The sequence below is a fragment of the Metapseudomonas boanensis genome, from assembly GCF_042232855.1.
Classification (GTDB): Bacteria; Pseudomonadota; Gammaproteobacteria; order Pseudomonadales; family Pseudomonadaceae; genus Metapseudomonas; species Metapseudomonas boanensis.
This window is the reverse complement of record NZ_CP113889.1, coordinates 3,531,811-3,555,941: the sequence shown is the minus strand read 5'-3', so window position 1 is coordinate 3,555,941 and position 24,131 is coordinate 3,531,811. Positions and strand designations below refer to the sequence as shown.

Annotated in this window: 24 protein-coding genes; 15 read left to right on the top strand and 9 right to left on the bottom strand. The window is 62.7% G+C overall.

Features of this window, described 5'->3' with window-relative positions; translation table 11 throughout:
- Positions 1–4 precede the first annotated feature (4 nt).
- Entirely contained in the window at positions 5–2,215 is a 2,211-nt protein-coding gene (locus tag OXH74_RS16490) for a beta-galactosidase (RefSeq protein WP_375737937.1), read from the bottom strand.
- 137 nt (positions 2,216–2,352) lie between these two features.
- Positions 2,353–4,497 carry an ATP-dependent DNA helicase DinG gene (gene dinG / locus OXH74_RS16485; RefSeq protein WP_375737936.1) on the bottom strand — a complete coding sequence of 715 codons (2,145 nt, stop codon included), beginning with the start codon at positions 4,495–4,497 and terminating at the stop codon, positions 2,353–2,355.
- Positions 4,498–4,596: 99 nt separating this feature from the next.
- Between dinG and OXH74_RS16480 the strand changes: the two genes are divergently transcribed.
- Positions 4,597–5,061 (top strand): CopD family protein, encoded by a 465-nt coding sequence (locus OXH74_RS16480; protein ID WP_375737935.1) that lies wholly within the window; start codon positions 4,597–4,599, stop codon positions 5,059–5,061.
- Between the two features lie 27 nt (positions 5,062–5,088).
- On the opposite strand, the gene OXH74_RS16475 is transcribed toward OXH74_RS16480, so the two are convergent.
- The 4 genes from OXH74_RS16475 to OXH74_RS16460 all read right to left on the bottom strand — a co-directional run bounded on the left by OXH74_RS16475 (position 5,089) and on the right by OXH74_RS16460 (position 7,763).
- Positions 5,089–5,850: a collagen-like protein gene (locus OXH74_RS16475; RefSeq protein WP_215368604.1), complete on the bottom strand. Its 762-nt coding sequence runs from the start codon at positions 5,848–5,850 to the stop codon at positions 5,089–5,091.
- Complete coding sequence (locus OXH74_RS16470) at positions 5,843–6,121, bottom strand: DUF1145 domain-containing protein (RefSeq protein ID WP_375737934.1); 279 nt, start codon at positions 6,119–6,121, stop codon at positions 5,843–5,845. Before OXH74_RS16470 ends, OXH74_RS16475 begins: the two co-directional genes overlap by 8 nt.
- 122 nt (positions 6,122–6,243) lie before the next feature.
- Positions 6,244–6,972, bottom strand: coding sequence for an OmpA family protein (locus tag OXH74_RS16465; protein ID WP_375737933.1), 729 nt, complete (start codon positions 6,970–6,972; stop codon positions 6,244–6,246).
- A gap of 98 nt (positions 6,973–7,070) precedes the next feature.
- Positions 7,071–7,763 carry an OmpA family protein gene (locus OXH74_RS16460; RefSeq protein ID WP_375737932.1) on the bottom strand — a complete coding sequence of 231 codons (693 nt, stop codon included), beginning with the start codon at positions 7,761–7,763 and terminating at the stop codon, positions 7,071–7,073.
- 130 nt (positions 7,764–7,893) lie between these two features.
- Between OXH74_RS16460 and OXH74_RS16455 the strand changes: the two genes are divergently transcribed.
- Positions 7,894–8,391 carry a DUF6231 family protein gene (locus OXH74_RS16455; RefSeq protein WP_375737931.1) on the top strand — a complete coding sequence of 166 codons (498 nt, stop codon included), beginning with the start codon at positions 7,894–7,896 and terminating at the stop codon, positions 8,389–8,391.
- Positions 8,392–8,395: 4 nt separating this feature from the next.
- Entirely contained in the window at positions 8,396–8,866 is a 471-nt protein-coding gene (locus OXH74_RS16450) for a YchJ family protein (RefSeq protein ID WP_375737930.1), read from the top strand.
- A gap of 93 nt (positions 8,867–8,959) precedes the next feature.
- Here the strand turns inward: OXH74_RS16450 and OXH74_RS16445 are convergent, their stop codons facing one another.
- A complete protein-coding gene (locus OXH74_RS16445) occupies positions 8,960–9,514 on the bottom strand; it encodes a hypothetical protein (RefSeq protein ID WP_375737929.1) in 555 nt (184 codons plus the stop codon).
- Between the two features lie 113 nt (positions 9,515–9,627).
- On the opposite strand from OXH74_RS16445, the gene OXH74_RS16440 reads away from it, so the two are divergent.
- From OXH74_RS16440 to nadE, 5 genes are all read left to right on the top strand, one after another.
- On the top strand, positions 9,628–10,128 hold the full coding sequence (locus tag OXH74_RS16440; RefSeq protein WP_375737928.1) for an LEA type 2 family protein: 501 nt from the start codon (positions 9,628–9,630) through the stop codon (positions 10,126–10,128).
- A gap of 7 nt (positions 10,129–10,135) precedes the next feature.
- On the top strand, positions 10,136–10,324 hold the full coding sequence (locus OXH74_RS16435; protein WP_215368589.1) for an SEC-C metal-binding domain-containing protein: 189 nt from the start codon (positions 10,136–10,138) through the stop codon (positions 10,322–10,324).
- Between the two features lie 75 nt (positions 10,325–10,399).
- Positions 10,400–11,050 (top strand): glutathione binding-like protein, encoded by a 651-nt coding sequence (locus tag OXH74_RS16430; RefSeq protein WP_375737927.1) that lies wholly within the window; start codon positions 10,400–10,402, stop codon positions 11,048–11,050.
- 83 nt (positions 11,051–11,133) lie between these two features.
- Positions 11,134–13,674 carry a penicillin acylase family protein gene (locus tag OXH74_RS16425; protein ID WP_375737926.1) on the top strand — a complete coding sequence of 847 codons (2,541 nt, stop codon included), beginning with the start codon at positions 11,134–11,136 and terminating at the stop codon, positions 13,672–13,674.
- 419 nt (positions 13,675–14,093) lie between these two features.
- Entirely contained in the window at positions 14,094–14,924 is an 831-nt protein-coding gene (nadE, locus tag OXH74_RS16420) for an ammonia-dependent NAD(+) synthetase (RefSeq protein ID WP_375737925.1), read from the top strand.
- Positions 14,925–15,142: 218 nt separating this feature from the next.
- Here the strand turns inward: nadE and dcd are convergent, their stop codons facing one another.
- Positions 15,143–15,709: a dCTP deaminase gene (dcd, locus tag OXH74_RS16415; RefSeq protein WP_215368579.1), complete on the bottom strand. Its 567-nt coding sequence runs from the start codon at positions 15,707–15,709 to the stop codon at positions 15,143–15,145.
- A gap of 90 nt (positions 15,710–15,799) precedes the next feature.
- The gene (gene apbC / locus OXH74_RS16410) at positions 15,800–16,894 is read right to left on the bottom strand and encodes an iron-sulfur cluster carrier protein ApbC (RefSeq protein WP_375737924.1); all 1,095 of its coding nucleotides are present in this window, start codon (positions 16,892–16,894) and stop codon (positions 15,800–15,802) included.
- 288 nt (positions 16,895–17,182) lie between these two features.
- Between apbC and metG the strand changes: the two genes are divergently transcribed.
- The 7 genes from metG to nth all read left to right on the top strand — a co-directional run bounded on the left by metG (position 17,183) and on the right by nth (position 24,087).
- Positions 17,183–19,225 (top strand): methionine--tRNA ligase, encoded by a 2,043-nt coding sequence (gene metG, locus OXH74_RS16405; RefSeq protein ID WP_375737923.1) that lies wholly within the window; start codon positions 17,183–17,185, stop codon positions 19,223–19,225.
- A gap of 96 nt (positions 19,226–19,321) precedes the next feature.
- A complete protein-coding gene (locus tag OXH74_RS16400; RefSeq protein WP_375737922.1) occupies positions 19,322–19,876 on the top strand; it encodes an Rnf-Nqr domain containing protein in 555 nt (184 codons plus the stop codon).
- Positions 19,873–21,231, top strand: coding sequence for an electron transport complex subunit RsxB (gene rsxB / locus OXH74_RS16395; protein WP_375737921.1), 1,359 nt, complete (start codon positions 19,873–19,875; stop codon positions 21,229–21,231). Before OXH74_RS16400 ends, rsxB begins: the two co-directional genes overlap by 4 nt.
- Positions 21,232–21,303: 72 nt before the next feature.
- Positions 21,304–22,275: an RnfABCDGE type electron transport complex subunit D gene (locus tag OXH74_RS16390; protein ID WP_375741633.1), complete on the top strand. Its 972-nt coding sequence runs from the start codon at positions 21,304–21,306 to the stop codon at positions 22,273–22,275.
- A complete protein-coding gene (locus OXH74_RS16385) occupies positions 22,272–22,889 on the top strand; it encodes an RnfABCDGE type electron transport complex subunit G (RefSeq protein WP_375737920.1) in 618 nt (205 codons plus the stop codon). The genes OXH74_RS16390 and OXH74_RS16385 overlap by 4 nt, the downstream gene beginning before the upstream one ends.
- Positions 22,886–23,452: an Rnf-Nqr domain containing protein gene (locus OXH74_RS16380; RefSeq protein WP_375737919.1), complete on the top strand. Its 567-nt coding sequence runs from the start codon at positions 22,886–22,888 to the stop codon at positions 23,450–23,452. The genes OXH74_RS16385 and OXH74_RS16380 overlap by 4 nt, the downstream gene beginning before the upstream one ends.
- Entirely contained in the window at positions 23,449–24,087 is a 639-nt protein-coding gene (nth, locus tag OXH74_RS16375) for an endonuclease III (RefSeq protein WP_375737917.1), read from the top strand. Before OXH74_RS16380 ends, nth begins: the two co-directional genes overlap by 4 nt.
- Positions 24,088–24,131 lie beyond the last annotated feature (44 nt).

Genomic DNA, 24,131 nt, shown 5'->3' with positions numbered 1-24,131 from the left:
CTGGCTAGCGTTTATGCTCAGGCTCGGCGTTCTTGGCTTTCTCCGCAGGGGCCGCGATTACGCCAGCCAGTTCAAGGTTCGCCTTGCGTACCGCACCAACAAAGCCCTGCCAGGGGCGATCGGTAATTGCAACCAGGCCAAGGTGGCCATTTTCTCCATCGAGCAAGCGGCCAGTCGCAGGCTGGTCGAGATACTGGAACCAGTGAGCGCCAACAATCAGCGGCTCTTGCGCAGCCTTCTTAAGGAAATTGGCGTAAGCCGGGCCACGCTCCTCTTCCTTGTAGACCTCAGCTACTCCCCCCCAGAACGGGCCGCGATCCCGCGAGCCGAAATGGAACTCGCTGATCAGGACCGGCTTGTCCAACTGGTGCAACAGGTCCATGTCCAGCCCTTGCTGCGGCTCAGGGGTATACCGGTTGAAGCTGATCACGTCGCAGTACTGCGCGCACGACTCCAAAGCCTCCGGCACCGTGGCCGCAAAGCGACCACCCAGCATGAGGTGATTGGGGGAGTGCCACTTCAGCGAATCTGCGATGGTCTTGAAGTAGGTGTCGGCAAAGTAGCGCTGGAAGCGCTTGAAGTCTTCCTCGATCGCCGGATGCTCGGGACTGGGCAGCGGAGGCTCGAATCCTGGATCCTCCATCAGTTCCCAGGCCTGCAGATCGATACCCCAGGCCTTGGAGAGGCCCTGCTGGTTGCGGTACTTGTCGCGCAGTAGCTTGAGGAACGCACGCTTGGCCGGAACGTCGGTGGTCAGGCGCAGGGTGCCATACGCCAACGCATAGCGAACCTTGGGATCATCACTGTGACCACCCCAGGCCAGCTCGTTATCGGCGAAGTAGCCGAGCAGCCAAGGGTCGTCGCGATGGTCGCGCGCGGTAATGGCAATGGTACGTTCGGCCGCCATGGCAAAGCGCGGATCGAATGGGTCAGGCATGCCGCCCCACCAGTCGAGGCCGGTCTTGATGACCGCGAAGTCACCCTGGATCGACAGTGGCAGGGTATATGGCATGCGCTTGCTGACACTGAAATCGGGCTCGCTCCAGTTACCCAGCGTATTGAAGCCCCAGGCTTTCAGGCGATCGATGCTCTGCCCGACCCAGCGTTGCATGTCTTTCGCACCGTATGTGCGCTCTAGGTTGGCACCGTAGAAATCGAACCAGCGCCCATGATTAAAGGCTCTGCCCTGATTAGCCCCGGTTTCGTCACGATTGTCGCCCTGGCCCAGATAAGCGGCCAATGCCTCTCCCTCTTTGGGCAGAGCCTTGAACATCGACTCGCGGCCTTCGACATAGGTCTGACTCTGCCCGAGCGTGACGGCGTTGACGCCGAGTGAGAAGAACGGATGACCTTCCGGGCTTACCAGGTACCAGCGCCCGTTGCGCTTTTCGGTCCGGAAGAAGCCGCTGGCGTCGAACGATTCACCGCCCAGCAGGCCGCCATAAGTGTCCTGCTGCGGCAGCTTGGCGGTCCAGTCGGCGAGCTGTTTCTGCTCTTTCTCAGCGGCAGTCTTGAGCTGCTCGTCGCTTTTCACCTTCTCCGGCCAATCGCCACGACTGAACTGTCCGTAGGCATCCATTAGGCCTTCGTAGAACGCGTCCTGCTGATCATCCTCCGCGGTGCCGAAACGACCCAGCAGGATGCTTTGTGCGGCTTTGGGCTGGCTCAGGGAGAGCGTAACGGCTGTCACCTTGCTGCGGTCCAGCTCGCCGGACACGCCAGCGGCAAGCAGCCAGCGTTGGCCATCCCGGCTCCAGGGCTGCGGGGGTGCCGCGCGCATGCCGCGGGCGTTGGGCGAGGTGGCAGCAAGCGGAACCAGAAGCGTCTGCGCCGGACCGGCCGGGAGCGCCACCTGGGTGGTCAACACTTTACCGTCCGAGCTTTCGATCGTTACATTCAGAGTAATCGCCCAATCCTGTGCGCTCTGAAGGCGCAAGCTCATGGCTTCGGAGTTCGACCAGTCCCAACTGCTCCCCTGTGGCGTAAGGCGCACACTCGGGCGCTCAGCCGGATTGAACGTGAGGCGACGAAGAATCTCGCCCTCAGGCGTGGATTCCGCCGTCAGGCTCGGCAGGTTGGCGTCCTGGGTCGAGACCTGCACGGTGTCCAGAGGCCGCACGAAATTGAACAGGGTCTCAGCTTGCGCAATCAGCGGAGCACCCGATAGCCCTAGCAGGATGGGGAAAAGTAGCGCGCGTTTAGGAGTCGAAAGCATCAGACCGATTACCCCAAGAGAATTCAGTGCATAGACCATGAAATGGTCAAATGTCACCAGAAGTGCGACAAAACGAAGCGGACAGGCGCGCGCATCATCGCAGAATCGAGCCACACGACGTCAAGGGTGACCCAGCGTCAGGCGATCTCGCGACGGAATGGCGGCAAGGCATCCAGGATCGCCCGACCATAGCGCTGACTAACCACGCGCCGGTCGAGCAACGTGATGGTGCCGCGATCGGACTCGGTGCGCAGCAGCCGGCCGCAAGCCTGCACCAGGCGCAATGATGCATCCGGTACGGCGATCTCCATGAAGGGATTGCCACCGCGAGCCTCGATCCAGTCGGACAGCGCGGCTTCCACCGGATCGTCCGGCACCGCAAAGGGAATCTTGGCGATTACCACGTGCTCGCAGTAGGCCCCTGGCAAATCGACGCCTTCGGCGAAGCTGGCAAGGCCGAAAAGCACGCTGGGCTCTCCATCATCTACCCGCACCTTGTGCTTGTTGAGGGTTTCCTGCTTGGACAGGTTGCCCTGGATCAGCACGCGCTTGCGCCAGTCACGCTCGAGTCCGTCGAACACATCCTGCATCTGCCGCCGCGAGGCGAACAGCACCAAGGTGCCGCGCGCGCCCTCCACCAGCCCGGGCAGTTCGCGCACGATGGCCGCGGTATGGGCGGCGGCGTCACGCGGGTCGGCTTTGAGGTCAGGTACCCGCAGCAGGCCGGCATCGGCATGGTGGAAGGGGCTGGGGACGATGGCGGTGACGGATTTCCTGGGTAGCCCAGCCCGCATGCGGAAGCGGTCGAAAGTGCCCAGTGCGGTCAAGGTTGCGGAAGTGACCAGTGCGCCGTAAGCGACATTCCACAGGTTCCTGCGTAGTGTTTCTGCGGCCAGGATGGGGCTGGCGTTGACCTCGATGTCATGGAACGCTCCACTTTCGGCAAGCGTCAGCCAGCGCGCCATCGGCGGGCTGTCCTCCGGGTCTTCGGTGGTGAAAGCCGTCCACAGCTCCCAGTTGCCCTGGGCACGAGAAGAGAGGCTGCCGAACAATGGGTACCACTCCTCCGCCTGGTGGCTGGCGATGCCTGCGCTCGCCTCTCCGTCCATGGCTTCCTTGAGCAACTCGGTCAAGCGGGTGAAGACGTCGTTGAGTCGGGAGAAGCCTTTTTTCAGCTCGATCCCAAGCTCACGGAGATGCTCGGGCACTACGCCCGCCTCGAAACGATGACGCGGTCGCTCGCGCCCCTCCATATCCTCGCCGGCGCGGAAGTCTGCAAGCTCCTCACACGCCGTGAACATGAACTGCTGCTGGGTGCGAATTTCGCGCGCGAGCTCCGGCACGCCTTCCACAAGACGACCGAAATCACCTGGCATGGGGTGCTGGGCCAGAAGCTTGGTCAGGTTCTTCGCCACCTGCTCCAGCCAGTCGGCGGTGGAGCGCAGGCGAGTGAAATGGGCGAAATGGCCAATGGCCTTGTCCGGCAGGTGATGCCCCTCGTCAAAGACGTAGATTGTCTCGCGCGGGTCCGGCAGAACTGCACCGCCGCCCAGGGCAAGGTCGGCCAGGACCATGTCGTGGTTGGTGACGATGACATCGACCTTGGTCATGCCTTCACGCGCCTTATAGAAGGCGCATTGCTGGAAATTGGGGCAATGCCGCTTGGTGCACTGGCTGTGATCGGTGGTGACCCGCGCCCAGTCCTGATCCTCGATGGCTTCCGGCCAGGAATCGCGATCGCCGTCCCAGCGATTGCCCGCCAAGCGCTCGATCATCTGGTTGAGGAGCTTCTGGCTTCTCTCGTCGACATCGATGTTGAAGCCTTCATCCGCGAACAACTGGGCGGTGGCGCTTTGTGCCTGACCTTCCTGCAGCAGCATGTCAAGCTTCGACAGGCAGAGATAGCGGCCGCGACCCTTGGCCAGGGCGAAGCTGAAATTGAGGCCGCTGTTGCGGATCAGATCGGGCAGGTCTTTGTGCACGATCTGCTCCTGCAAGGCGACCGTGGCGGTGGCGATCACCAGCCGCTTGCCGGCCGCCTTGGCCGCAGGAATCGCCGCCAGACTGTAGGCCACGGTCTTACCGGTACCGGTGCCGGCCTCGACCGCCACGACCGCTGGCTCGCCTTCGCGATGGCCCTCTTCGTCGACCGGAATGGCACCCAGGACTTTCGCCACCTCGGCAATCATCAGGCGTTGCCCGTAGCGGGCCTTCAGCCCCTTGGCTTCGAGGAAGCGGGTATAGGCGCCCTGGATCTGGGACTTGAGTTCGGTGCTGAGCATGGACAATGGCGGGGCCGGAACGCTGGATAAATTTTCAGTACTTTAACAGGCCGGCTATGATAGCGCGCCTTCTTTTCCCCGCCGACTGGAGATCATCGGATGACACCCCACGCCGCCCTGTACGCCATACACCTGCTCGCTGCCCTGATCTGGGTTGGCGGCATGTTCTTCGCCTGGATGGTCCTGCGTCCTGCAGCCATCGAGACGCTCGAGCCCCCGGCACGACTCAAACTTTGGGTCGAGGTGTTTCGCCGCTTCTTCGTATGGGTCTGGGTCGCCGTGCTGGTCCTGCCCTTCTCGGGCGCGGGTATGTTGCACATGGGGTATGCCAGCCTGGAGGCAGCCCCTCGTTACGTGCACATGATGATCGGCCTGTACATCGCAATGCTCGCGCTGTTCCTGCGGGTCAGCGCTCTGCTGTTGCCGCAGCTGCGGGCTGCCGTTTCGAAGCAGGACTGGCCAGCCGGCGGCGCGGTGCTCGGTCGCATCCGCCGCGTGGTGGGGTTCAACCTTCTGCTCGGCATGATGCTGATTGCGATCGTCGCCGCACGGCCGAGTTTCTGAGCAGGCGCGTCCTTGCGCCCGTAATCGTTAGAAGCGCACCACGTCGAGGCTGCCATTGTTTCCGGGAGCCCCGGCGCGGCCCGGCTGGCCAGGGCGACCATCCCGCGCTGCCTCGGCCTTATAGACCAGGCAACCCTTGCCCTCCCCGCCGCGACCACCTTCACCGCCCTCACCCGCAGCGCCACCAGCACCGCCTTCGAGGCGTACGCGAAGAGCTTCGACTGGGAATGCTTGAGGCACCTCCAGACGAACGCGCCCACCGGCACCGCCAGATTGGCCATCACCACCAGCCTGACCGTCCCAGCCCTTGCTGGCCTCACCCCAGAGGCAGCCGGCAGTGTCACCATCGGCCCCCGCCAAACCCTGGTAACCAGGTGCGCCGATGCCACCTCGAACATCCAGGGTCATATCTGCGACTTGAACATTCTCCAGGCGCAGGCTGAGGTCGCGCCCCGCGCTTGCAGCCTTCTGCATGCTTCCGGCCAGGCCGGAAGCGGTGATATGGCTTCCCGCCCCCACGTCGCCCTGCACGACCTCGAGTCGGAGCGGCTGTTCACTGGGAGCGATTCCAAGACGCGAACCCTGGCCCATGCGCAACGTCTCGATACGCAACAGCGTGATGCCCGCCGGTATCAGCAACGTTGCATGATCAGCGACGTCTACGCGCTCCAGAACCAGGCTGCCCGTGCGGGCCGGTAGCTTCAGCAGGTTATGTGCCTCCACCCGCACTTGTCCTTCCGCCAGCGCCAGGGGCGCGGCCAGGGCCAACAGCAAGCACAGGTTACGCATGGCTATGCTCCTGTGCCGCGCGACGCGATAGGCCAAGCAAGTGAAAGACGCCGAACAGGAGTAACTGCAGCCGATCCAACCAAGGTCTGGCCTGCCTTTGCAGCAGCGGGTTGAACAGCAGCACCTCACCGAGATGCACCAGCAGAAGCAGTGCACCTGCCCCATTGAGCAGAACATCGAATGGTGCCGCGAATGGAACGAACAAATTGACGGTAACAGTCAACCAGAACAACAGGGCAACCACTTTGCCCAGCCCCAGGAATAACCGCATGCCTCCCCCCAGCATTGTTGTTGTTTTTGCCGAACATACGCCTAAGCTCCAGATCGCACCAGAGAGGCCATCGGAAAATCATGTGCAGGGCGAAGGCCCCTGTCCCGGGGCCCGCATCCCACTCAACGATCGACGTGTATCTCCACCCGGCGGTTCTTGGCTCGTCCTTCTTCGCTACCGTTATCGGCAACCGGTTGGCTTTCGCCGAATCCCTCGGTACTCAGCTTGTCGCGAGGCACCCCCTGACTGGCCAGGTAGCCCGCAACACTCTTCGCCCTGCGCTCCGACAACCTTTGGTTGTAGTCCTCAGAACCGACGCTGTCAGTGTGTCCGACGACCTTGACGCTCACCATGCTCGCACCGCTCAGGCGCCCGGCAACCTCGGCCAATGCCGACTGGGCTGCCGGCGTCAGCTCAGCTGAGTCGAAGGCGAACAAGACTTCGCCCTGATCGCTCAGCACGATGACTTCATCTTGCGCTGCGGGAGGCGCGCTCTGTGCCACCTGCGGATAGCTCGGTGCAGGACAACCGTTGACGCCAACCGTTTTTCCGGACGGGGTATTCGGGCAGGTGTCACGCCGATCGAAGACACCATCACTGTCCTCGTCACCATCCTGCGCATAGCAGATCAGGCCCCCAGCGATAGCGCCAAGCGCCGCCCCGCCAGCCGCCCAGGCGGAACTCTCGATAGAGCCCAACCCGCCGCCGGCCAATCCACCGATGAGACTGCAAAGGGGCCAATTCCCCTGGTTCAATACCGCATCGCCACTGCTCGAGGTGGACGCGCAACCAGAAAGGATACTGCTGACCAGAAGAAGGGGTGCTGCAACCCGAAGGATACGGTTGCTCATATCAGGATCTCCTGTGCCACCGGCAAGGCCGGTACCAGAGGAGTAAAGACCCGGGCCCCGCGGCACACAAGGCGTGTGCCGGGGTTACCCAAGTGCGACTAGCGATCGATCTGGATTTCTACCCGACGGTTTTGGGAACGGCCGTCCTTGGTGGCGTTATCCGCAACGGGCTGGCTTTCACCCGCGCCGGTCACACCGACGAAGTTACCTGCTGGCACGCCTGAACGAATCAGGTAATCGGTTACCGATTGGGCACGTCTTTCCGACAGCTTCTGGTTGTACGCATCAGATCCCACGCTGTCAGTGTGGCCGGTAACGGTCAGCTTGGCTGTCGGCGCTTCGTTCTTCAGGCGGGAAGCGACGGAATCAAGCTTGGCCTCATCGGCTGCAGTCAGCTTGGCCGAGTCGAACTCGAAAAGCAGGTCCCGGACCACGATGGTTTCATACTCGACGGGTGGCGGTGCTTCAACCACCGGCTCTTCCTTGGGCGGGCAGCCATCGGCATCGACCTGCACGCCGCGCGGGGTGCCTGGACACTTGTCGCGGCTATCGGGTACGCCATCGCCATCTTCATCGCCATCACCGTGAACCCAGCAATAGGCCGCAGCGGTGCCCGCGCCAATCAATGCGCCCCAGCCCGCCCAGGTGCTGCTTTCGATTGCACCCAGCCCTGCACCGGTTACACCTCCCACGGCGGCACACTTGGGCCAGTCGGTCTTCTGCAGGCCGGCGCAACCGGTCAGCAAACTGGTCACCAGTATCAGGGGTACAGCTGTCCGTGTAATGCTCATAAGCAAGTCTCCTCTTAGAATCGGCCCATCCCGACAACTACGGAGTAAAGACGCCCGCCTAGAAAACCGCCAGCACTATGCCATTGGCGACCTTCAAGCTAGTCTTGGCGGCCTTGTTCGAGGATTTTCGATGACTGACAGCTTTTCTTCGCGCACTCCGCAGCAGGCGCTCGCGGCACTTCTGGAACGCTATGCTCCAGACAATCTATTGATGGTTGGCAACAGCCCCTTGCCTGCGCTCGAGGCATTCATCCAGGCACATCCGCAAAGCGAAGTTGTCCAGGTAGATGCCGGGCCGTTGCCGCCCGAGTCATCAGCCCGGCGCTATGACCTGGCTCTGCTGGCGGATTGCCTGGAGCATCTGCCCAAGCGCACTGGACTGGAACTGCTCGGGGGCATTCGCAACCTCAATGCAAGCCGCCTGGCCGTCCTGGTCGACCTCACGGCCTGCGGCTGGCAGGACACCGATTTCTTTGCCCTTGCACTGCAAGCTAGCGAACGCTTCCGCCGAGGAGAACAGACACTGACACTGTTCACCTACGACCTGCGCGAATACAAACAAGTACCGGACTGGCTCAACGCCAAGTTCTGGGCCAACCCTGAAAACTTTGGCAAGTACTGGTGGTGAATTCATGAGCACGGCAACCTGCCCTTGCGGCAGCGGCGATCCGCTTGAAGTCTGCTGTGGACGCTACCACTCGGGCCACCCTGCAGCCAGTGCCGAAGCCCTCATGCGATCTCGATACAGCGCTTATGTGTTGGGATTGGTGGATTACCTAGTGGACACGACCCTCCCAGCACAGCAGCAAGGGCTGGATCGCGAAGCCATTCGCGCCTGGAGCTTGCAGAGCGATTGGCTTGGGCTGGAAGTGGAAAGCCATGAAGTCATCGGCGGGCAACCCGAACATGCCTTCGTTACCTTCACAGCGCGCTGGCACGACCAGGGCGGTGAACACAGTCACCGCGAGCGCTCCGCTTTCGTCCAGACTGGGAGCCGCTGGTATTTCATCGACCCGACGGTGGAGCTGAAAATCGGCCGCAACGACCCCTGCATCTGCGGAAGCGGCCAGAAGTTCAAGAAGTGCTGCGCCAACTATCTGTAACTCCAGCGATTCGACTGGCTCGTCAGCCGCCATAGCACTCTCGAGCATCGCTCGCCCGATAACCGAAGGGGCCCACGCGATGTGGGCCTCCTGCTACTTCAGCTCCTCGAGCCGCAAAGACGTGACATCCGGCGGCGGCCCCGCCGGTGGCTCCTTCAGCTGCCCCAGGTCGCTGCCCGGCGGTGCCAGGCTGATCCCGGAAAGATCCAACTTTGGCGTCGGCGTAGCCGCTTTGGCGTCCTGCAGATCGGCCCCTACCGGGGCCAGACCGAAGTCAGGCGCATCCACGCCAACGAACGCCGCCATGTATTCATCGCGAGGGGTTACCTGCAACCGCGCAGGTGCGGCCTCCGGCACCACGGCTGGACGCTCGGGCTCGGGCTCCGGCGGCGGGGCCAACTCCACCTCTTCGATCTCGGGCATCATCAACCGGACTTCAGCCACAGCGCCAGCACGAGCCAGGGCAGCGCGATACTTTTCAGCCGTCTCCGCGTCCAGATTGTTCTTCAAGATCACGCACCGACCGGAGAACAACTGAGCAATGCGCTGGGCATCCGCTTGAAAAAGCTTGGCCAGGTTGGCCTGCACCAACTCCAACTGGGCTCCAGCCATCAATTGCCCGGAGAATGCGATTTCGAAACGGCCCATAGTCACACTCCTGTCCGAATGGCTCAGCAGTATGGCGCAGGTTTTTTTCGGCTCACAACCCATTGCAGCCGAGCAGTTGCTTGTTACACTTGAGCCTCACTTGGAGTATTGCAATGCTTTACCAGGCGCAAATGATAAGAATTCTCAGCCTAATGTTATTCTTTGCCCTTCCTCTTTCGGGCCTCAGCGGTTGCTCTACCTGGGTCACTGGCAGCTTTCAGGACCCGGAGGTCCGCCTCGTGAAGGTCGACGTCATCAGGGCCAAACTGCTCGAACAACAATTCGTGCTGCGCTTTCGCATCGACAACCCGAACGATGTCAATCTCCCAGTCCGTGGCCTCGCCTACACGGTCCATCTGAATGACATCAAGCTCGCCTCGGGCGAGTCCAGCACCTGGTTCACCGTGCCTGCCCACGGTCACCAGACGTTCGACGTGCCTGTGCGCACCAACCTCTGGCGCCATATGAAGCAAATCGTCAAGTTGCTGGAAAAGCCCGACCAGCCCATCAAGTATCGCCTCGAGGGCGAGGTGAAGACGGGCTTGATGTTCGGCAAGAGCGTGCACCTGACGCGCAATGGCGAGATAATCCCCGGCAGTTACATTCCGGAGTAATACCCTCATGAGTCAAGAACCCCACGTCCACGGCCCCGATTGCAACCACGACCACGGCCATGATCACCACGTACACGGCCCTCACTGCAATCACGGCCACCAGGAACCGGTGCGCAATCCGCTGAAGGAAGTGGGCCGCAACGACCCCTGCCCCTGCGGTAGCCAGAAAAAATTCAAGAAGTGCCACGGCGCCTGAGTGCCCTGACCTTCACCAGGCCCGCCGCGTGCGGGCCTGTTCGTTTTCGGATGGCACAAACCAGGAGCCTCATCGATGATCGATCTGTACTACTGGACTACTCCCAACGGCCACAAGATCACCCTGTTCCTTGAAGAGGCTGGCCTGCCCTACCGTATCCACCCGATCAACATCGGCAAGGACGAGCAGTTCCAGCCACACTTTCTGGAGGTCGCCCCGAACAACCGCATCCCGGCGATCATCGACAACGAGCCCATCGATGGCGGCGAACCGATTTCCCTGTTCGAGTCCGGCGCCATCCTGCTTTACCTGGCCGAGAAGACCGGCCGCTTCATCCCGCAGGAGCTGCGTGGCCGCCAGCAATGCCTGCAATGGCTGTTCTGGCAGATGGGTGGCCTGGGCCCGATGGCTGGTCAGAACCACCACTTCAACCGCTTCGCCCCGGAGAAGATCCCCTACGCCATCCAGCGCTACGTGAAAGAAACCGCGCGCCTCTATGGCGTGCTCGACAAACGCCTGGCCGATCGTCCATTCGCAGCGGGTGAGCAGTACAGCATCGCCGACATGGCGATCTACCCCTGGATCGTCCCGCACCAGTGGCAGGAGCAGAACCTGGATGACTTCCCCGATCTCAAGCGCTGGTTCACAGCGATCCAGGCACGCCCTGCGACCGTACGTGCCTACGACCTCATCGCCCAGGTGAACCCGGCAGCCACGAAAAAGTAAGCCGGACGGCGCTTGCGCGGCGCGGGGCGGCTCACTAACGTAGCGCGCTTCAACCTTTGCGCCCTCTCAGGAGAGTCCGTTCCATGGCTTCGCCAGCCCTCAAGCGCCTTATTTCCCGGTTTTGCGTCGCCGCCATTGCTGGCACCATGATAGGGCTCAGCGGCTGCCAGTCCTGGCTGGACAGCCGCTATTCCAGCAGCCTGCCTCCAACCAGTGGCTTCCAGCCGGTCAAGGGGCTGGCGCAAAGCGTATCGATCCGCCGCAACCCGCTGGGAATGCCGCTGATCGAGACCACCACATTCCACGACGCGCTTTTCACCCTTGGCTACGTTCACGCATCGGACCGTCTCAGCCAAATGGCTGGGCTGCGGCTGATGGCGGAGGGGCGCCTGTCGGAGATGGTCGGCCCTGGCGCCCTGGAAATTGACCGTTTCATGCGCGCCGTCAACCTGCGTAAGAGCGCAGACATCCTCTACAAGAACGCCTCGCCTCGCCTGAAGGAGTTCTTCGCGGTCTATGCGCGCGGCGTGAACGCCTACCTATTCCGCTACCGCGACAATCTTCCGATGGATCTGGCTGAATCCGGCTACCGCCCGGCCTACTGGAAGCCTGAAGACTCCGTGCTCGTGTTCACCCTGCTGAACTTTGGCCTGTCTGTGAACTTGCAGGAAGAGATCGCCGCCCTGGTGATGGCGCAGAAAGTCGGTGCCGACAAGCTCGCCTGGCTGACTCCGATCTACCCGGATGAGCCGCTGCCTTTCGAGGAAGCGGAAAAGCTCAAGGGACTGCCACTAGATGGCCAGATCCCCGGCCTGGCCGCTGTCAGCGACACCACCGGGCAGATCGCCGCGCTCAACATGTTGGGCGTCGCTGCCTCCAACAATTGGGCAATCTCCCCGCAGAAGAGCCGCACAGGCCGCAGCGTCCTGGCCAACGACACCCATCTGCCGCTCTCCATGCCGTCGATGTGGAACTTCGTGCAGATCCGTTCGCCGAAATACCAGGCCGCCGGCGTGTCCATTGCCGGGGTACCCGCCATCGTCGCTGGCTACAACGGCAAACTGGCCTGGGGCATGACCATGGTCATGGGCGACAACCAGGACCTGTTCCTGGAGAAATTGCAGCGCCAGGGCAATCGTCTTTACTACCTCGCCGATGGTAAATGGCAACCCACTGTCGAGCGCGTGGAAACCTTTTTCATCAAGGGCCAGCGGCCAGTACGCGAGGTCATCTACGAGACCCGCCACGGTCCGCTGCTCAACTCGGTACTTGGCCAACGCAAGCACCCGCTGCAGCCGTTGGAGGTCAAAAGCGGGCTGGGCATCGCGCTGCAAACCAGCCAATTCGAAACGGACCAATCGCTGGACGCCTTCTTCGCACTGTCCCGCGCACAATCCGTCGAGCAAGCGCACGAGGCCACGCGCGCGATCCGCGCCGTTGGCCTGAACATCCTCTATGCCGACGCGCAGCATATTGCCTGGCAGGTTTCCGGCCGCTACCCGAACCGCCGCGAAGGCAGAGGCCTCCTGCCCTCCCCGGGCTGGGACAGCCGCTACGATTGGGACGGCTACGCAGACCCCATGCTGCACCCGTACGACCAGGACCCGATGCAAGGCTGGCTGGGCACTGCCAACCACCGCACCGTTCAGGGGGGTTACGGCGTGCAGCTGTCCAGCTCCTGGTACTACCCGGAGCGCGCTGAGCGCATCGCCGAGCTGGCTGGCGGCGGCAAGCACGACTGGCAAAGCATGATTGCCATGCAATACGACCAGACCACAGTCTTTGCCACCAAGCTCAAGACCATGTTCCAGGACCCAGGCATGGCGCAACCGCTGAAAACGGCCATAGCCGCCTTGCCGGCAGCAGAACAGGCCAAAGCCCGCGAAGCGCTGGACCGGCTGCTGGCCTTCGACGGTCGCCTAAGCCCCACCTCCGCCGACGCGGCGCTCTACAGCGCCTTCCTCCACGAAAGCGCACGGCAGACCTTCCTCGACGAACTGGGCCCGGATACCAGTCAAGCCTGGCGCGCCCTGATCCAGGCTGGTGACCTGTCCTACTCGGCCCAGGCCGACCACCTGCTGGGCCGTATCGACAGCCCATTCTGGGATGATGTGAACACCTCGCAGAAGGAAGACAAGGCAGCCATCCTGGCCCGCAGTCTGGCTGCCGCCGTGACCTTTGTCGAAGGCCGTCTGGGCGCCGACCGCAAGGCCTGGCAGTGGGGCAAACTGCACAGCTACACCTGGGCCACCGAGAGCACCCGCCTGGCGCCCTACATGAGCAGCAGCCAGCGCGCCAGCATCAGTGCCATCAAGGGCTACCTCGACCGTGGCCCCTATCCGGCCGGCGGCGATCACAGCACCTTGAACGTTTCCGCCTACCACTGGGGCCAGAACTTCGACACATGGCTGATCCCGGCGATGCGCATCATCGTCGACTTCGGCCAGCCGGAACCCATGCTCGGCGTGAACAGCTCAGGCCAGTCCGGCAACCCAGCCAGCCCTCACTATGCCGACGGTATCGACGCCTGGCTGAAAGCGCGCTACATGAAGTTCCCCTTCCAGTCGCAGAACCTCGATTCCGTCTATGGCACCAAACGGCTGATGCTGACTCCACAGAAATGATCGAGTGGCGGCGGAACTTCCCGCTGTCGCTTTGATCCTATCCAGTGGACTTATTCCATAGATCACACTTTCAAGGCGCCCTCGGGCGCCTTTTCTTTTGCCCGCAAAGGGCTGCTGGGCGAGTTCATTCGCACCTCCAAGCGCATCCAGGGATGCAGACCTGAGCCAATGATGGCTTTTCTATATCACTCATTGAACTTTGCCGAAACGAGGGACTCAGACCCTAAGCATTGCTCATTGCTCCTGGGCGCCAACTGGCGCCTATTTTTTCGCCTGCGCGCTGCCCTTGCGCCTGTCGAGCCCTTCCCGCATCCTCCCGTTTCATCATCGGCTGCCCTGGCCATGATTACCGCGACGTACACTTTATCGCTTATCCGAATCATGTTTCCGCGTCAGCGTCACCCAGCAAGGACCCCCACATGAGCACCAATCGCCAGCAAGAGATCGCCACCGCCCTGGACGTGGTTCCGCCCTTCGCCGACGAAGCCACCCTGGTAGCAGAAATCGAACGCCGCAAGGCCTTCATCAAAGGCTGCCTGCGCAACTCTGGCCTGAAAGTCCTGGTGCTGGGCATCAGCGGCGGTGTCGACTCGACCACCGCCGGGCGCCTGGCCCAGCTAAGCGTCGAGGAACTGCGCGCAGAAACGGGCGACAACGGTTACCGCTTCATCGCCGTGCGCCTGCCCTACAACGTCCAGCACGACGAGCACGACGCCCAGATCGCGATGGACTTCATCCGCGCCGATGAGGAAGAGACGGTGAACATTGCCGACAGCGTGCTCGGCCTCAGCGAGCAGGTCACCCACCTCAACCACCTGACCGATGCCCGCCGCGACTTCGTGGTCGGCAACATCAAGGCGCGCATTCGCATGGTCGCCCAGTTCGCCATTGCCAACGCCAACAACGGCCTGGTCATCGGCACCGACCACGCGGCCGAGGCGGTGATGGGCTTCTTCACCAAATTCGGCGACGGCGCCTGCGACCTGGCCCCCCTCAGTGGCCTGGTGAAAAACCAGGTGCGCAGCATCTCTCGCCACCTGGGCGCGCCGGACACCCTGGTGCACAAGGTGCCCACCGCCGACCTGGAAGAATTGCGCCCGGGCAAGCCCGACGAGGAGGCCCATGGCGTCACCTACGCCGAGATTGACGCCTTCCTGCATGGCCATGACGTCAGCCCGGAGGCTTACGCCACCATCGTACGCACCTACGACAACAGCCAGCACAAGCGCATGTTGCCGCTGGTGCCCTGATCCGCCCGCTCCCCAGCTCCTCCCTCTGAACGGAGAGGAGTGACTCGTGCCTAACGCCCGTCAGTTCTTCCGGCTTATGCGAAGCAAGACTTAGATCAGACCCCAACTCGGTACGATAGAACGCCCCTCTCCCTCCGGGAGAGAGGCTGGGGGGTGAGGGAAACCAACAGGCAAAAAAAGCCGGGCATCGAGCCCGGCTTTTTGATTTTACAGGGGCATCACGCCTTGGGCAGCGTAACTCCGGTCTGCCCCTGATATTTGCCACCGCGATCCTTGTACGACACTTCACAAGCCTCGTCGGATTGCAGGAACAGCATCTGCGCCACGCCTTCGTTGGCGTAAATCTTCGCTGGCAGGTTGGTGGTGTTGGAGAACTCCAGGGTCACGTGGCCTTCCCACTCCGGCTCCAGCGGCGTGACATTGACGATGATGCCGCAGCGCGCATAGGTGCTTTTGCCCAGGCAGATGGTCAGCACATCACGCGGGATGCGGAAGTACTCGACCGTGCGGGCCAGGGCGAAGGAGTTCGGCGGGATAATGCAGACGTCGCTCTTGATGTCGACGAAGCTCTTCTCGTCGAAGTTCTTCGGATCCACCACCGCGGAATAGATATTGGTGAACACCTTGAACTCGTCGGCACAGCGCACGTCGTAGCCGTAGCTGGACACCCCATAGGAAATCACTCGGCTCTCGTCCGCGCCGCGCACCTGGCGCTCGACGAACGGCTCGATCATCCCGTGTTCCTGTGCCATGCGGCGAATCCACTTGTCCGATTTGATGCTCATGGCGGCTGTCCTGTCAGGGGCTGAAAATTGACGGCGAATCTTACAGTCCGGCAGAAGCCTCGGCAAAGGCCCCGCCGGATGGCCGGGCCGTCAGTCGTCGCTGATCGTGATGTTCGGCATGGCAGTGGCGGCCTGGTCGAGAAGCGCGATCCGCGCACCCACGCAGCGGGCCATCTGCTGATAGATCATGGCGATCTGGCTTGCCGGGTCGGCGATGGTGGTGGGCTTGCCGCCGTCGGACTGCATTCGGATGGCCATGGACAGCGGCAGCGATGCCAGCAAATCGACACCATATTGGGCGGCCAGCTTCTCGCCGCCGCCCTCACCGAACAGGTGCTCGGCATGGCCGCAGTTGGAACAGATGTGCACCGCCATGTTCTCCACCACACCCAGCACAGGGATGTTCACCTTGCGGAACATCTCCACGCCCTTCTTGGCGTCCAGCAAAGCAAGGTCCTGCGGGGTGGTAACGATCACCGCGCCGGCCACCGGCACTTTCTGCGCCAGGGTCAGCTGGATGTCGCCAGTGCCCGGCGGCATATCCACCACCAGGTAGTCCAGGCCTTCCCAGGCGGTCTGGGTGATCAGTTGGATCAACGCACCGGAAACCATCGGGCCGCGCCACACCACCGGCGTGTTGTCGTCGGTAAGGAAAGCCATGGACATCACCTGGACACCATGGGCCTCGATAGGTACGAAGAACTTCTGGTCGCGCACTTTGGGCCGGGTGCCTTCGGGGATGCCGAACATGATGCCCTGACTGGGACCATAGATATCGGCGTCGAGGATGCCCACACGTGCACCTTCACGGGCCAGCGCAAGGGCCAGGTTCGCGGCGGTGGTGGACTTGCCCACGCCGCCCTTGCCGGAAGCGACGGCGATGATGTTCTTCACGTTGGCCAGGGCCGGCACCTGCTCCTGTGCCTTGTGCGCACCGATCACGCAGTCCACCTGCACTTCGGCGCTGTCGACGCCGTCGAGGTTCTCCAGTGACATCTTCAGCATCTGCGCCCAGCCGGCTTTGAACAGTCCGGCGGCATAGCCCAGTTCCAGGCGCACGCGGACCTTGCCGCCCTGGATATCGACCTCTCGCAGGCAACCGGCGCTGACTGGGTCCTGGTCAAGATGGGGATCGGTGAACTGGCGCAGCGTAGCTTCGACCAGGGCGCGGGAAAGGGTGCTCATGGTGGGACTCCAGATAAAGACCGAGCAAACCAGACTGCATGAAACCGGCTGCGCTCGGCGATGCGGCGTTAAAAACAACCTCGGCATGCTCATTTACAAACGTAAATTCCGCTTCCTCAGTTGTTTTTGCCTTGCCTTGCGTTCGCTCGCGACGGTTTCAAGCCGCCTGGAAACAGGTGGCTATCCTAACCGACCGCCCGACGCCTGGGACGCGCACGGATGAAAAATTCGCGCCGGACCTTTATAGTTGCCGACTTCCCTTCGTTTCGTATCCGGTAGCCGAGCACCATGACCGAGCCCCGCAAAATCCTTGTGACAAGCGCCCTCCCCTATGCCAACGGGTCCATCCACCTCGGGCATATGGTCGAGTACATCCAGACCGATATCTGGGTGCGCTTCCAGAAGATGCGCGGCAACCAGGCCATTTACGTCTGCGCCGACGACGCCCATGGCTCCGCCATCATGCTGCGCGCCGAAAAGGAAGGCATTAGCTCCGAGCAGTTGATCGACAACGTCCGCGCCGAGCACACCACCGACTTCGCCGACTTCCTGGTGGACTTCGACAACTACTACTCGACCCACTCGGAAGAGAACCGCGTCCTCTCCAGCAGCATCTACACCAAGCTGCGTGAAGCCGGCCACATCGGCACCCGTCCAGTCACTCAGTATTTCGACCCGGAAAAGCAGATGTTCCTGGCCGACCGTTTCATCAAGGGCACCTGCCCGAAATGTGGCGCTGAAGACCAGTACGGCGACAATTGCGAATCCTGCGGCGCCACATACTCGCCCACCGAGTTGAAGAACCCGAAGTCGGCGATTTCCGGCGCCACCCCGGTGCTCAAGGAGTCACTGCACTACTTCTTCAAGCTGCCGAACTTCGACGCCATGCTGAAGCAGTGGACTCGCAGCGGTGCCCTGCAGGAGTCGGTGGCCAACAAGATCGCCGAATGGCTGGACGCCGGCCTGCAAGAGTGGGACATCAGCCGTGATGCGCCCTACTTCGGCTTTGAGATCCCGGATGCGCCTGGTAAGTACTTCTACGTCTGGCTGGATGCGCCTATCGGCTACATGGCCAGCTTCCAGAACCTTTGCGCACGCCGCCCGGAGCTGGACTTCGACGCCTACTGGAACAAGAACTCGACCGCCGAGCTGTACCACTTCATCGGCAAGGACATCGTCAACTTCCATGCCCTGTTCTGGCCGGCCATGCTCGAAGGCGCAGGCTACCGCAAGCCGACCGCGCTGAACGTGCACGGCTACTTGACCGTGAACGGCCAGAAGATGTCCAAATCGCGCGGCACCTTCATCAAGGCGCGCACCTACCTTGACCACCTGAGCCCGGAATACCTGCGCTACTACTACGCTGCCAAGCTCGGCCGTGGCGTCGATGACCTCGACCTGAACCTCGAGGACTTCGTACAGAAGGTCAACTCCGACCTGGTGGGCAAAGTGGTCAACATCGCCAGCCGATGCGCCGGTTTCATCCACAAGGGCAACGCCGGCAAGCTGGTGGCGGATAACGCCGCCCCCGAGCTGTTCGCCGACTTCAAGGCAGCCGCCCCGAGCATTGCCGACGCCTTCGAGAACCGTGACTTCGCCCGCGCCATGCGCGAAATCATGGCGCTGGCCGACCGCGCCAATGCCTGGATCGCCGACAAGGCGCCCTGGGCCCTGACCAAGCAGGAAGGCAAGCAGGCCGAGGTGCAGGCTGTCTGCGCCGCCGGGGTCAACCTGTTCCGCCAACTGGTGATTTTCCTCAAGCCGGTGCTACCGAGCCTGGCCGCCGCCGCCGAGGGCTTCCTCAACGTCGCCCCGCTGACCTGGGCCGACCACGAGACGCTGCTGGCCGACCACCAGCTGAACCCGTTCAACCCGCTGATGACCCGTATCGAGCCCGCGAAGATCGACGCCATGATTGCTGCCTCCAAGGAAGACCTCGCCGCCCAGAACACCGCCCCCGCCGTGCAGGGCAATGGCGAGCTGACCAAGGAGCCGCTGGCCGCTGAAATCGCCTTCGATACCTTCGCCGCCGTCGACCTGCGCATCGCCCTGATCGAGAAAGCCGAGTTCGTCGAGGGTGCAGACAAGCTGCTGCGCCTGACCCTGGACATCGGCGATGCCAAGCGCAACGTATTCTCGGGCATCAAGAGCGCCTATCCGGACCCGAGCACGCTGGAAGGTCGCCTGACCCTCTATGTCGCCAACCTGGCAGCGCGCAAGATGAAGTTCGGCGTTTCCGAAGGCATGGTCCTGGCGGCCGGCCCTGGAGGCGAAGAAATCTACCTGCTGAGCCCCGACAGTGGCGCCAAGCCGGGCCAGCGCGTGAAGTAAGCCAAGCGGCAGGAGCGGCCTCGCCGCTCCTGCGAGCTAGACTGCCCTCATACCTCCTGCCTCACCCCGAGGCCTTGCTCCTGCTCCTGCGCGGCCATGATCGAATTAATCCTCACGCTGCTCAGCGCAGCGCTGGTCAACAACCTGCTCCTCGGCTTGCCGCTGGGCGCCGATGCGTTGCGCCACCCGCGCAGCCCGGCCCTGGCACTGGCCAGCGCGGCCATGCTGGTGTCGGCCGTGCCGCTGGCCTGGTTGCTCGATCGCCTGTTGCTGGCGCCGTTGGAGCTGGGAGCGTTGCGCCTGTTCCTCTTCCTGCCACTGCTGGCACCGCTCGCCTGGCTGGCCCTGCAATTGCTCGCTCAGCTACGCCCAACCCTGCCCCGTAACGGCCTCTGGCCACTACTGCTGGGCAACGGTGCGACCCTTGGCGCCATGCTGTTGGCCAGCGCCAACAGCTTCTGGCATGCCCTAGGCCTCGGCATCGGTGGCGGTCTCGGTTTCTGGCTGGCCCTCACCCTATTCGATGACCTGCTTGAGCAGGTGGAACAGACCGATGTGCCCGCCCCCTTCAAAGGCACGCCCATGCTGCTGATCTGCGCTGGACTCATGGGGCTGGCCTTCCTTGGTTTCAACGGATTCGGCACTACATGAATGACGCAGCCCTGATCCGCAGCATCGACGCCCTGCTGCCACAAACCCAATGTGGGAAATGCGGCCACCCAGGTTGCAAGCCCTACGCCGAAGGCATCGCCCAAGGTGAGGCGATCAACAAGTGCCCGCCAGGCGGCAGCGCCACGATCCAGGCTTTGGCCGAGTTGCTGCACGTCCCGATATTGCCCCTGGATGCGCCCAACGGGCCGGTACCGCCACAGATCGCCTTCATCCGCGAAGCCGAGTGCATCGGTTGCACCAAGTGCATCCAGGCCTGCCCGGTAGACGCCATCGTCGGCGCAGCCAAGCAGATGCATACCGTCCTCACAGACGAATGCACCGGCTGCGAGCTGTGTGTGGCGCCTTGCCCTGTGGATTGCATCGACATCTTGCCGTTAGCCGAGCCGGAAGCCGTGGCGCAGCGCCAGCGAGCCGACCAGTTCCGCACCCGCTTTGAAGCCCACAATGCACGCCTGCAGCGAGATGAGGCCCGCAGGCAGGCCGAGCGCGCAGCCCGTGCCAACCGAGCGGTCCGGGTACAGACCCAGCAAGCGGCAGCTCCCGCCGATCCGGTGCAGGCTGCCATAGAGCGGGTCAAGGCACAGAAAGCCACCAGCACAACACTGAGCGACCAGCAGAAGCGCCTGAAGATCGAAGCCGCCATGGCCCAGGTCGCCCTGACCAAGGCCGAAAAGCAGTTGGCAGCCTACGGCACCGCTGAATTGGAAACCCTGGTGGCAGAACTGCGAGCTGCCAACGACAAGGCGCAAGCTGCCCTCAAGGCCGCCCTGGCGGCTCCGGTCACCAACGATGCCCATCATAAGCAGGCAAAAATCGCTGCCGCCATGGCCCGCGCACAGCTGAGCAAGGCCGAGACAGCTTACGGCGACGCCCCCTCCGCGGAGCAGTTGGCTCAATTGGAGGAACTGCGCCGCATCGTCGACCAGGCCCAGCAACGCCTGGAAGCTACCCAACCGACCAGTGCCTTGCCCAGTGAAGGCGAGGCACGCCTCAAGCAAGCCAAGATCGCCCTGGCCAGCCGCCGTGCCGAACTCAAGAGTGCCGAGCAGCGTGGCGCCACCGAGCCGGAGCTGGTCGCCCTGCGCCAGGCCCTGGCGGATGCAGAGCAAGCCCTGCACACGGCAGAAGACGCCAGTGGAAAACCCGTACCGCAGCTACAGCGCATCGAAAAGCGCCCCATCGACCCTGCACTGCGAGCGCTGAAAACCGAGCTGGCCTACGCCCGTGCGGAGGTCAGCAAACTGGAGCGCCAGGCCGATGTCGACGAACAGTTGCTGGCCCAGGCACGCGAACGCCTGGCAACCGCTGAACGGCAGCTCAGTGAACAGCGCTGATCGTGCGTTCTGGCCCAATGCACAGACCGGAGAGTGGCTGTGACTAAGTCGGCATTCGACCCGCGCCCCAGCATGCAGTGGGTGCTGCTCGCCTGCCTTCCCGGCCTCCTGGCCCTGCTCTGGCAATTCGGCTGGGGCAGCCTGTTGCAACTGCTCATCGCCATCGTCACCGCGGTGTCTTGCGAGGCGCTGGTACGTCGTCTACGTCACCAATCGGTCCAGGCCGATCAATCGCTGTTCAACCAGCCACTGCTGGCCGAGGGCAGCGCCTTGGTCAGCGCCGCTCTACTGGCATTGACGCTACCACCCTACGCACCTTGGTGGCTGACGGTCTGCACCTGCGCCTTCGCCATCCTGTTCGGCAAGGCGCTGTTCGGAGGCTTCGGCCAGAACCCCTTCAACCCGGCCATGCTCGGTTGCGCGCTCGCACTGGTCGCCTTCCCTGCAACCATGAGCCAATGGCCGGTACCCGGTCACCATCCGGGGCTGGGGGCCTCGATTCAGCATGTCTTCGGCCTTGAAAGCGGCCTGGTTGACGGCTGGAGCCAAGCCACCGCCCTGGACAGTCTGAAGCACAACAACCGGTTGACGGTCGAAGAGCTCTTCGCCGGGCACCCGGCCTTCGGCGGAATCGGTGGACGCGGCAGCGAATGGGTCAACCTCGCCTTCCTCGCAGGCGGCCTGTTGCTCCTGCAGCGCAAGGTCATCCGCTGGCAGATCCCCGCCGGCACGCTGGCCAGCCTCTTCGTCCTGAGTCTGTTGTGCTGGAACGGCAGCGGTTCCGACTCCAATGGCTCACCGCTGTTCCATCTGTTCACCGGGGCTACCATGCTCGGCGCATTCTTTATCGCCACCGAGCCTGTCACCAGCCCATCGGACGACCGCGCGCGCCTGCTGTTCGGCATCGGCGTTGGCGCGCTGGTCTATGCGATCCGTTCCTGGGGCGGCTATCCAGACGGCGTGGCCTTTGCCGTGCTGCTGATGAACCTGCTGGTGCCGCTGCTCGAACGCACCACCTCGCGCACCGTTGGAGCGCAGCCATGAGCGCCCGGCAGATTGGCCTCCTCGCGCTGATCGCCATCCTCGGCATGGCAATCCTGATCGGCCTGCAGCAGGCACTCGGTGGGCGTATCGAAGCCGAGCGGCAAGCCGCCGCCGAGCGCGCCCTGCTCGACCTATTGCCGCCCGGCAGCTACGACAACCACCCACTGGCCCGCCCCATCGCCATTCAAGCCGCCGAGCTGCTGGGCAGTCCCGAGCCGCCTGCTGCCTGGCTTGCTACCCGGCAAGGCTCGCCCAGCGCCGTGCTTTTGAAAGCCCGCGCCAAAGGCTACGAAGGCCCGATCCAGCTGCTTCTGGCCATTCGCCCAGATGGCCGCTTGCTGGCCGTGAAAGTGCTAGCCCACCGCGAAACGCCCGGCATCGGCGACCGCATCGAAGCAGCCAGGAGCAGCTGGCTCGGAAGTTTCAACGGCCACTCCCTTGCCAGTTACCCGAACCAGGAATGGCGCGTGAAGGCCGACAAGGGCCAATTCGACGAGATTGCCGGCGCCACCATCACTTCCCGCGCAGTCGTGACCGCCATCCAGCTCGCGCTGCAGTTCTTCGAGCGCAACCGTGATCGGCTGCTGGCTACCACCGAGGAGCCCACGCCATGACCCCCCGGCAAACTGGCTTTGGCCTGTTGGGCTTGGCAGCGCTGGTCGGTGCCTGCGACCTGGCCGTGAAGGGCCTTGGCCTGGCCCTGGCCGGCCTGCCCTTGACCGCGCTGTTCGGATTACTGCTGATTCCGCTGCGCAGCCATCTCGACGGCCCCGCCTACTGGCTGGGTGTGCTGCTGACGACGGCCCTGCTGGTCAGCCTGATCGACCTGCTGATGCAAGCCTGGGCGTTCGAATTGCACCGCAGCCTCGGCCCGTTCCTGGCCTTGCTCGCACTCCCCTGTCTGCAACTGGCGCAGGCCCCCTCCAGCACCTTGCGCGCCGGATGTATCTTCGCCCTCCTGGCGCTGCTGCTCGGCTGTCTACGCGAAGTGCTCGGCCACGCCGGATTGTTCGCCCACCTGGACTGGCTGCTAGGGCCCATCGCCCTCGGCTGGCAATTGAACTTCGGTGCCGACGGCATTCCGCTGTTCGCTTTGGCCCCTGGTGGATTTATCCTGCTGGGTATCCTGATTGCAATTTGGCGCACCCTTTCAGCTTCGTACTCCAATCGCCCATGAACGCCGCAAAACGTCTCGAAATCTTCCGCCGCCTGCACGAAGACAATCCCAACCCTCAAACCGAATTGGCCTACAGCACGCCCTTCGAACTGCTGATCGCGGTAATCCTCTCCGCCCAGGCCACCGATGTCGGGGTCAACAAGGCCACGGCGAAGCTCTACCCGGTAGCCAACACGCCGGAAGCCATTTACGCCCTCGGCGTCGAGGGGTTGTCGGAGTACATCAAGACCATCGGCCTCTACAACAGCAAGGCGAAGAACGTCATCGAAACCTGCCGCCTGCTGATCGAGAAGCACGGCAGCCAGGTGCCGGACAACCGTGAAGACCTCGAAGCCCTGCCGGGTGTCGGTCGCAAGACCGCCAACGTGGTGCTCAACACGGCATTCCGGCAGCCGGCCATGGCCGTAGACACGCACATCTTCCGGGTCAGCAACCGCACCGGCATCGCTCCGGGCAAGACCGTGCTGGAGGTGGAAAAGAAGTTGGTGAAATTTGTGCCAAAAGAATTCCTGCTGGATGCACACCACTGGCTGATCCTGCATGGCCGCTACGTTTGCCAGGCACGCAAGCCCCGCTGCGGCAGTTGCCGGATCGAGGACCTTTGCGAGTTCAAGACAAAGACCTCGGACGATTGAATCTTTATTTATTTGACCCTTCGGGCAATTGAAAAAATCTTTTT

What these genes read in the sequence shown, in the direction of transcription:
- OXH74_RS16490 (WP_375737937.1), bottom strand. Translation starts at nt 2,215, where the DNA reads ATGCTTTCGACTCCTAAACGCGCGCTACTTTTCCCCATCCTGCTAGGG.
- dinG (WP_375737936.1), bottom strand. Translation starts at nt 4,497, where the DNA reads ATGCTCAGCACCGAACTCAAGTCCCAGATCCAGGGCGCCTATACCCGC.
- OXH74_RS16480 (WP_375737935.1), top strand. Translation starts at nt 4,597, where the DNA reads ATGACACCCCACGCCGCCCTGTACGCCATACACCTGCTCGCTGCCCTG.
- OXH74_RS16475 (WP_215368604.1), bottom strand. Translation starts at nt 5,850, where the DNA reads ATGCGTAACCTGTGCTTGCTGTTGGCCCTGGCCGCGCCCCTGGCGCTG.
- OXH74_RS16470 (WP_375737934.1), bottom strand. Translation starts at nt 6,121, where the DNA reads ATGCGGTTATTCCTGGGGCTGGGCAAAGTGGTTGCCCTGTTGTTCTGG.
- OXH74_RS16465 (WP_375737933.1), bottom strand. Translation starts at nt 6,972, where the DNA reads ATGAGCAACCGTATCCTTCGGGTTGCAGCACCCCTTCTTCTGGTCAGC.
- OXH74_RS16460 (WP_375737932.1), bottom strand. Translation starts at nt 7,763, where the DNA reads ATGAGCATTACACGGACAGCTGTACCCCTGATACTGGTGACCAGTTTG.
- OXH74_RS16455 (WP_375737931.1), top strand. Translation starts at nt 7,894, where the DNA reads ATGACTGACAGCTTTTCTTCGCGCACTCCGCAGCAGGCGCTCGCGGCA.
- OXH74_RS16450 (WP_375737930.1), top strand. Translation starts at nt 8,396, where the DNA reads ATGAGCACGGCAACCTGCCCTTGCGGCAGCGGCGATCCGCTTGAAGTC.
- OXH74_RS16445 (WP_375737929.1), bottom strand. Translation starts at nt 9,514, where the DNA reads ATGGGCCGTTTCGAAATCGCATTCTCCGGGCAATTGATGGCTGGAGCC.
- OXH74_RS16440 (WP_375737928.1), top strand. Translation starts at nt 9,628, where the DNA reads ATGCTTTACCAGGCGCAAATGATAAGAATTCTCAGCCTAATGTTATTC.
- OXH74_RS16435 (WP_215368589.1), top strand. Translation starts at nt 10,136, where the DNA reads ATGAGTCAAGAACCCCACGTCCACGGCCCCGATTGCAACCACGACCAC.
- OXH74_RS16430 (WP_375737927.1), top strand. Translation starts at nt 10,400, where the DNA reads ATGATCGATCTGTACTACTGGACTACTCCCAACGGCCACAAGATCACC.
- OXH74_RS16425 (WP_375737926.1), top strand. Translation starts at nt 11,134, where the DNA reads ATGGCTTCGCCAGCCCTCAAGCGCCTTATTTCCCGGTTTTGCGTCGCC.
- nadE (WP_375737925.1), top strand. Translation starts at nt 14,094, where the DNA reads ATGAGCACCAATCGCCAGCAAGAGATCGCCACCGCCCTGGACGTGGTT.
- dcd (WP_215368579.1), bottom strand. Translation starts at nt 15,709, where the DNA reads ATGAGCATCAAATCGGACAAGTGGATTCGCCGCATGGCACAGGAACAC.
- apbC (WP_375737924.1), bottom strand. Translation starts at nt 16,894, where the DNA reads ATGAGCACCCTTTCCCGCGCCCTGGTCGAAGCTACGCTGCGCCAGTTC.
- metG (WP_375737923.1), top strand. Translation starts at nt 17,183, where the DNA reads ATGACCGAGCCCCGCAAAATCCTTGTGACAAGCGCCCTCCCCTATGCC.
- OXH74_RS16400 (WP_375737922.1), top strand. Translation starts at nt 19,322, where the DNA reads ATGATCGAATTAATCCTCACGCTGCTCAGCGCAGCGCTGGTCAACAAC.
- rsxB (WP_375737921.1), top strand. Translation starts at nt 19,873, where the DNA reads ATGAATGACGCAGCCCTGATCCGCAGCATCGACGCCCTGCTGCCACAA.
- OXH74_RS16390 (WP_375741633.1), top strand. Translation starts at nt 21,304, where the DNA reads ATGCAGTGGGTGCTGCTCGCCTGCCTTCCCGGCCTCCTGGCCCTGCTC.
- OXH74_RS16385 (WP_375737920.1), top strand. Translation starts at nt 22,272, where the DNA reads ATGAGCGCCCGGCAGATTGGCCTCCTCGCGCTGATCGCCATCCTCGGC.
- OXH74_RS16380 (WP_375737919.1), top strand. Translation starts at nt 22,886, where the DNA reads ATGACCCCCCGGCAAACTGGCTTTGGCCTGTTGGGCTTGGCAGCGCTG.
- nth (WP_375737917.1), top strand. Translation starts at nt 23,449, where the DNA reads ATGAACGCCGCAAAACGTCTCGAAATCTTCCGCCGCCTGCACGAAGAC.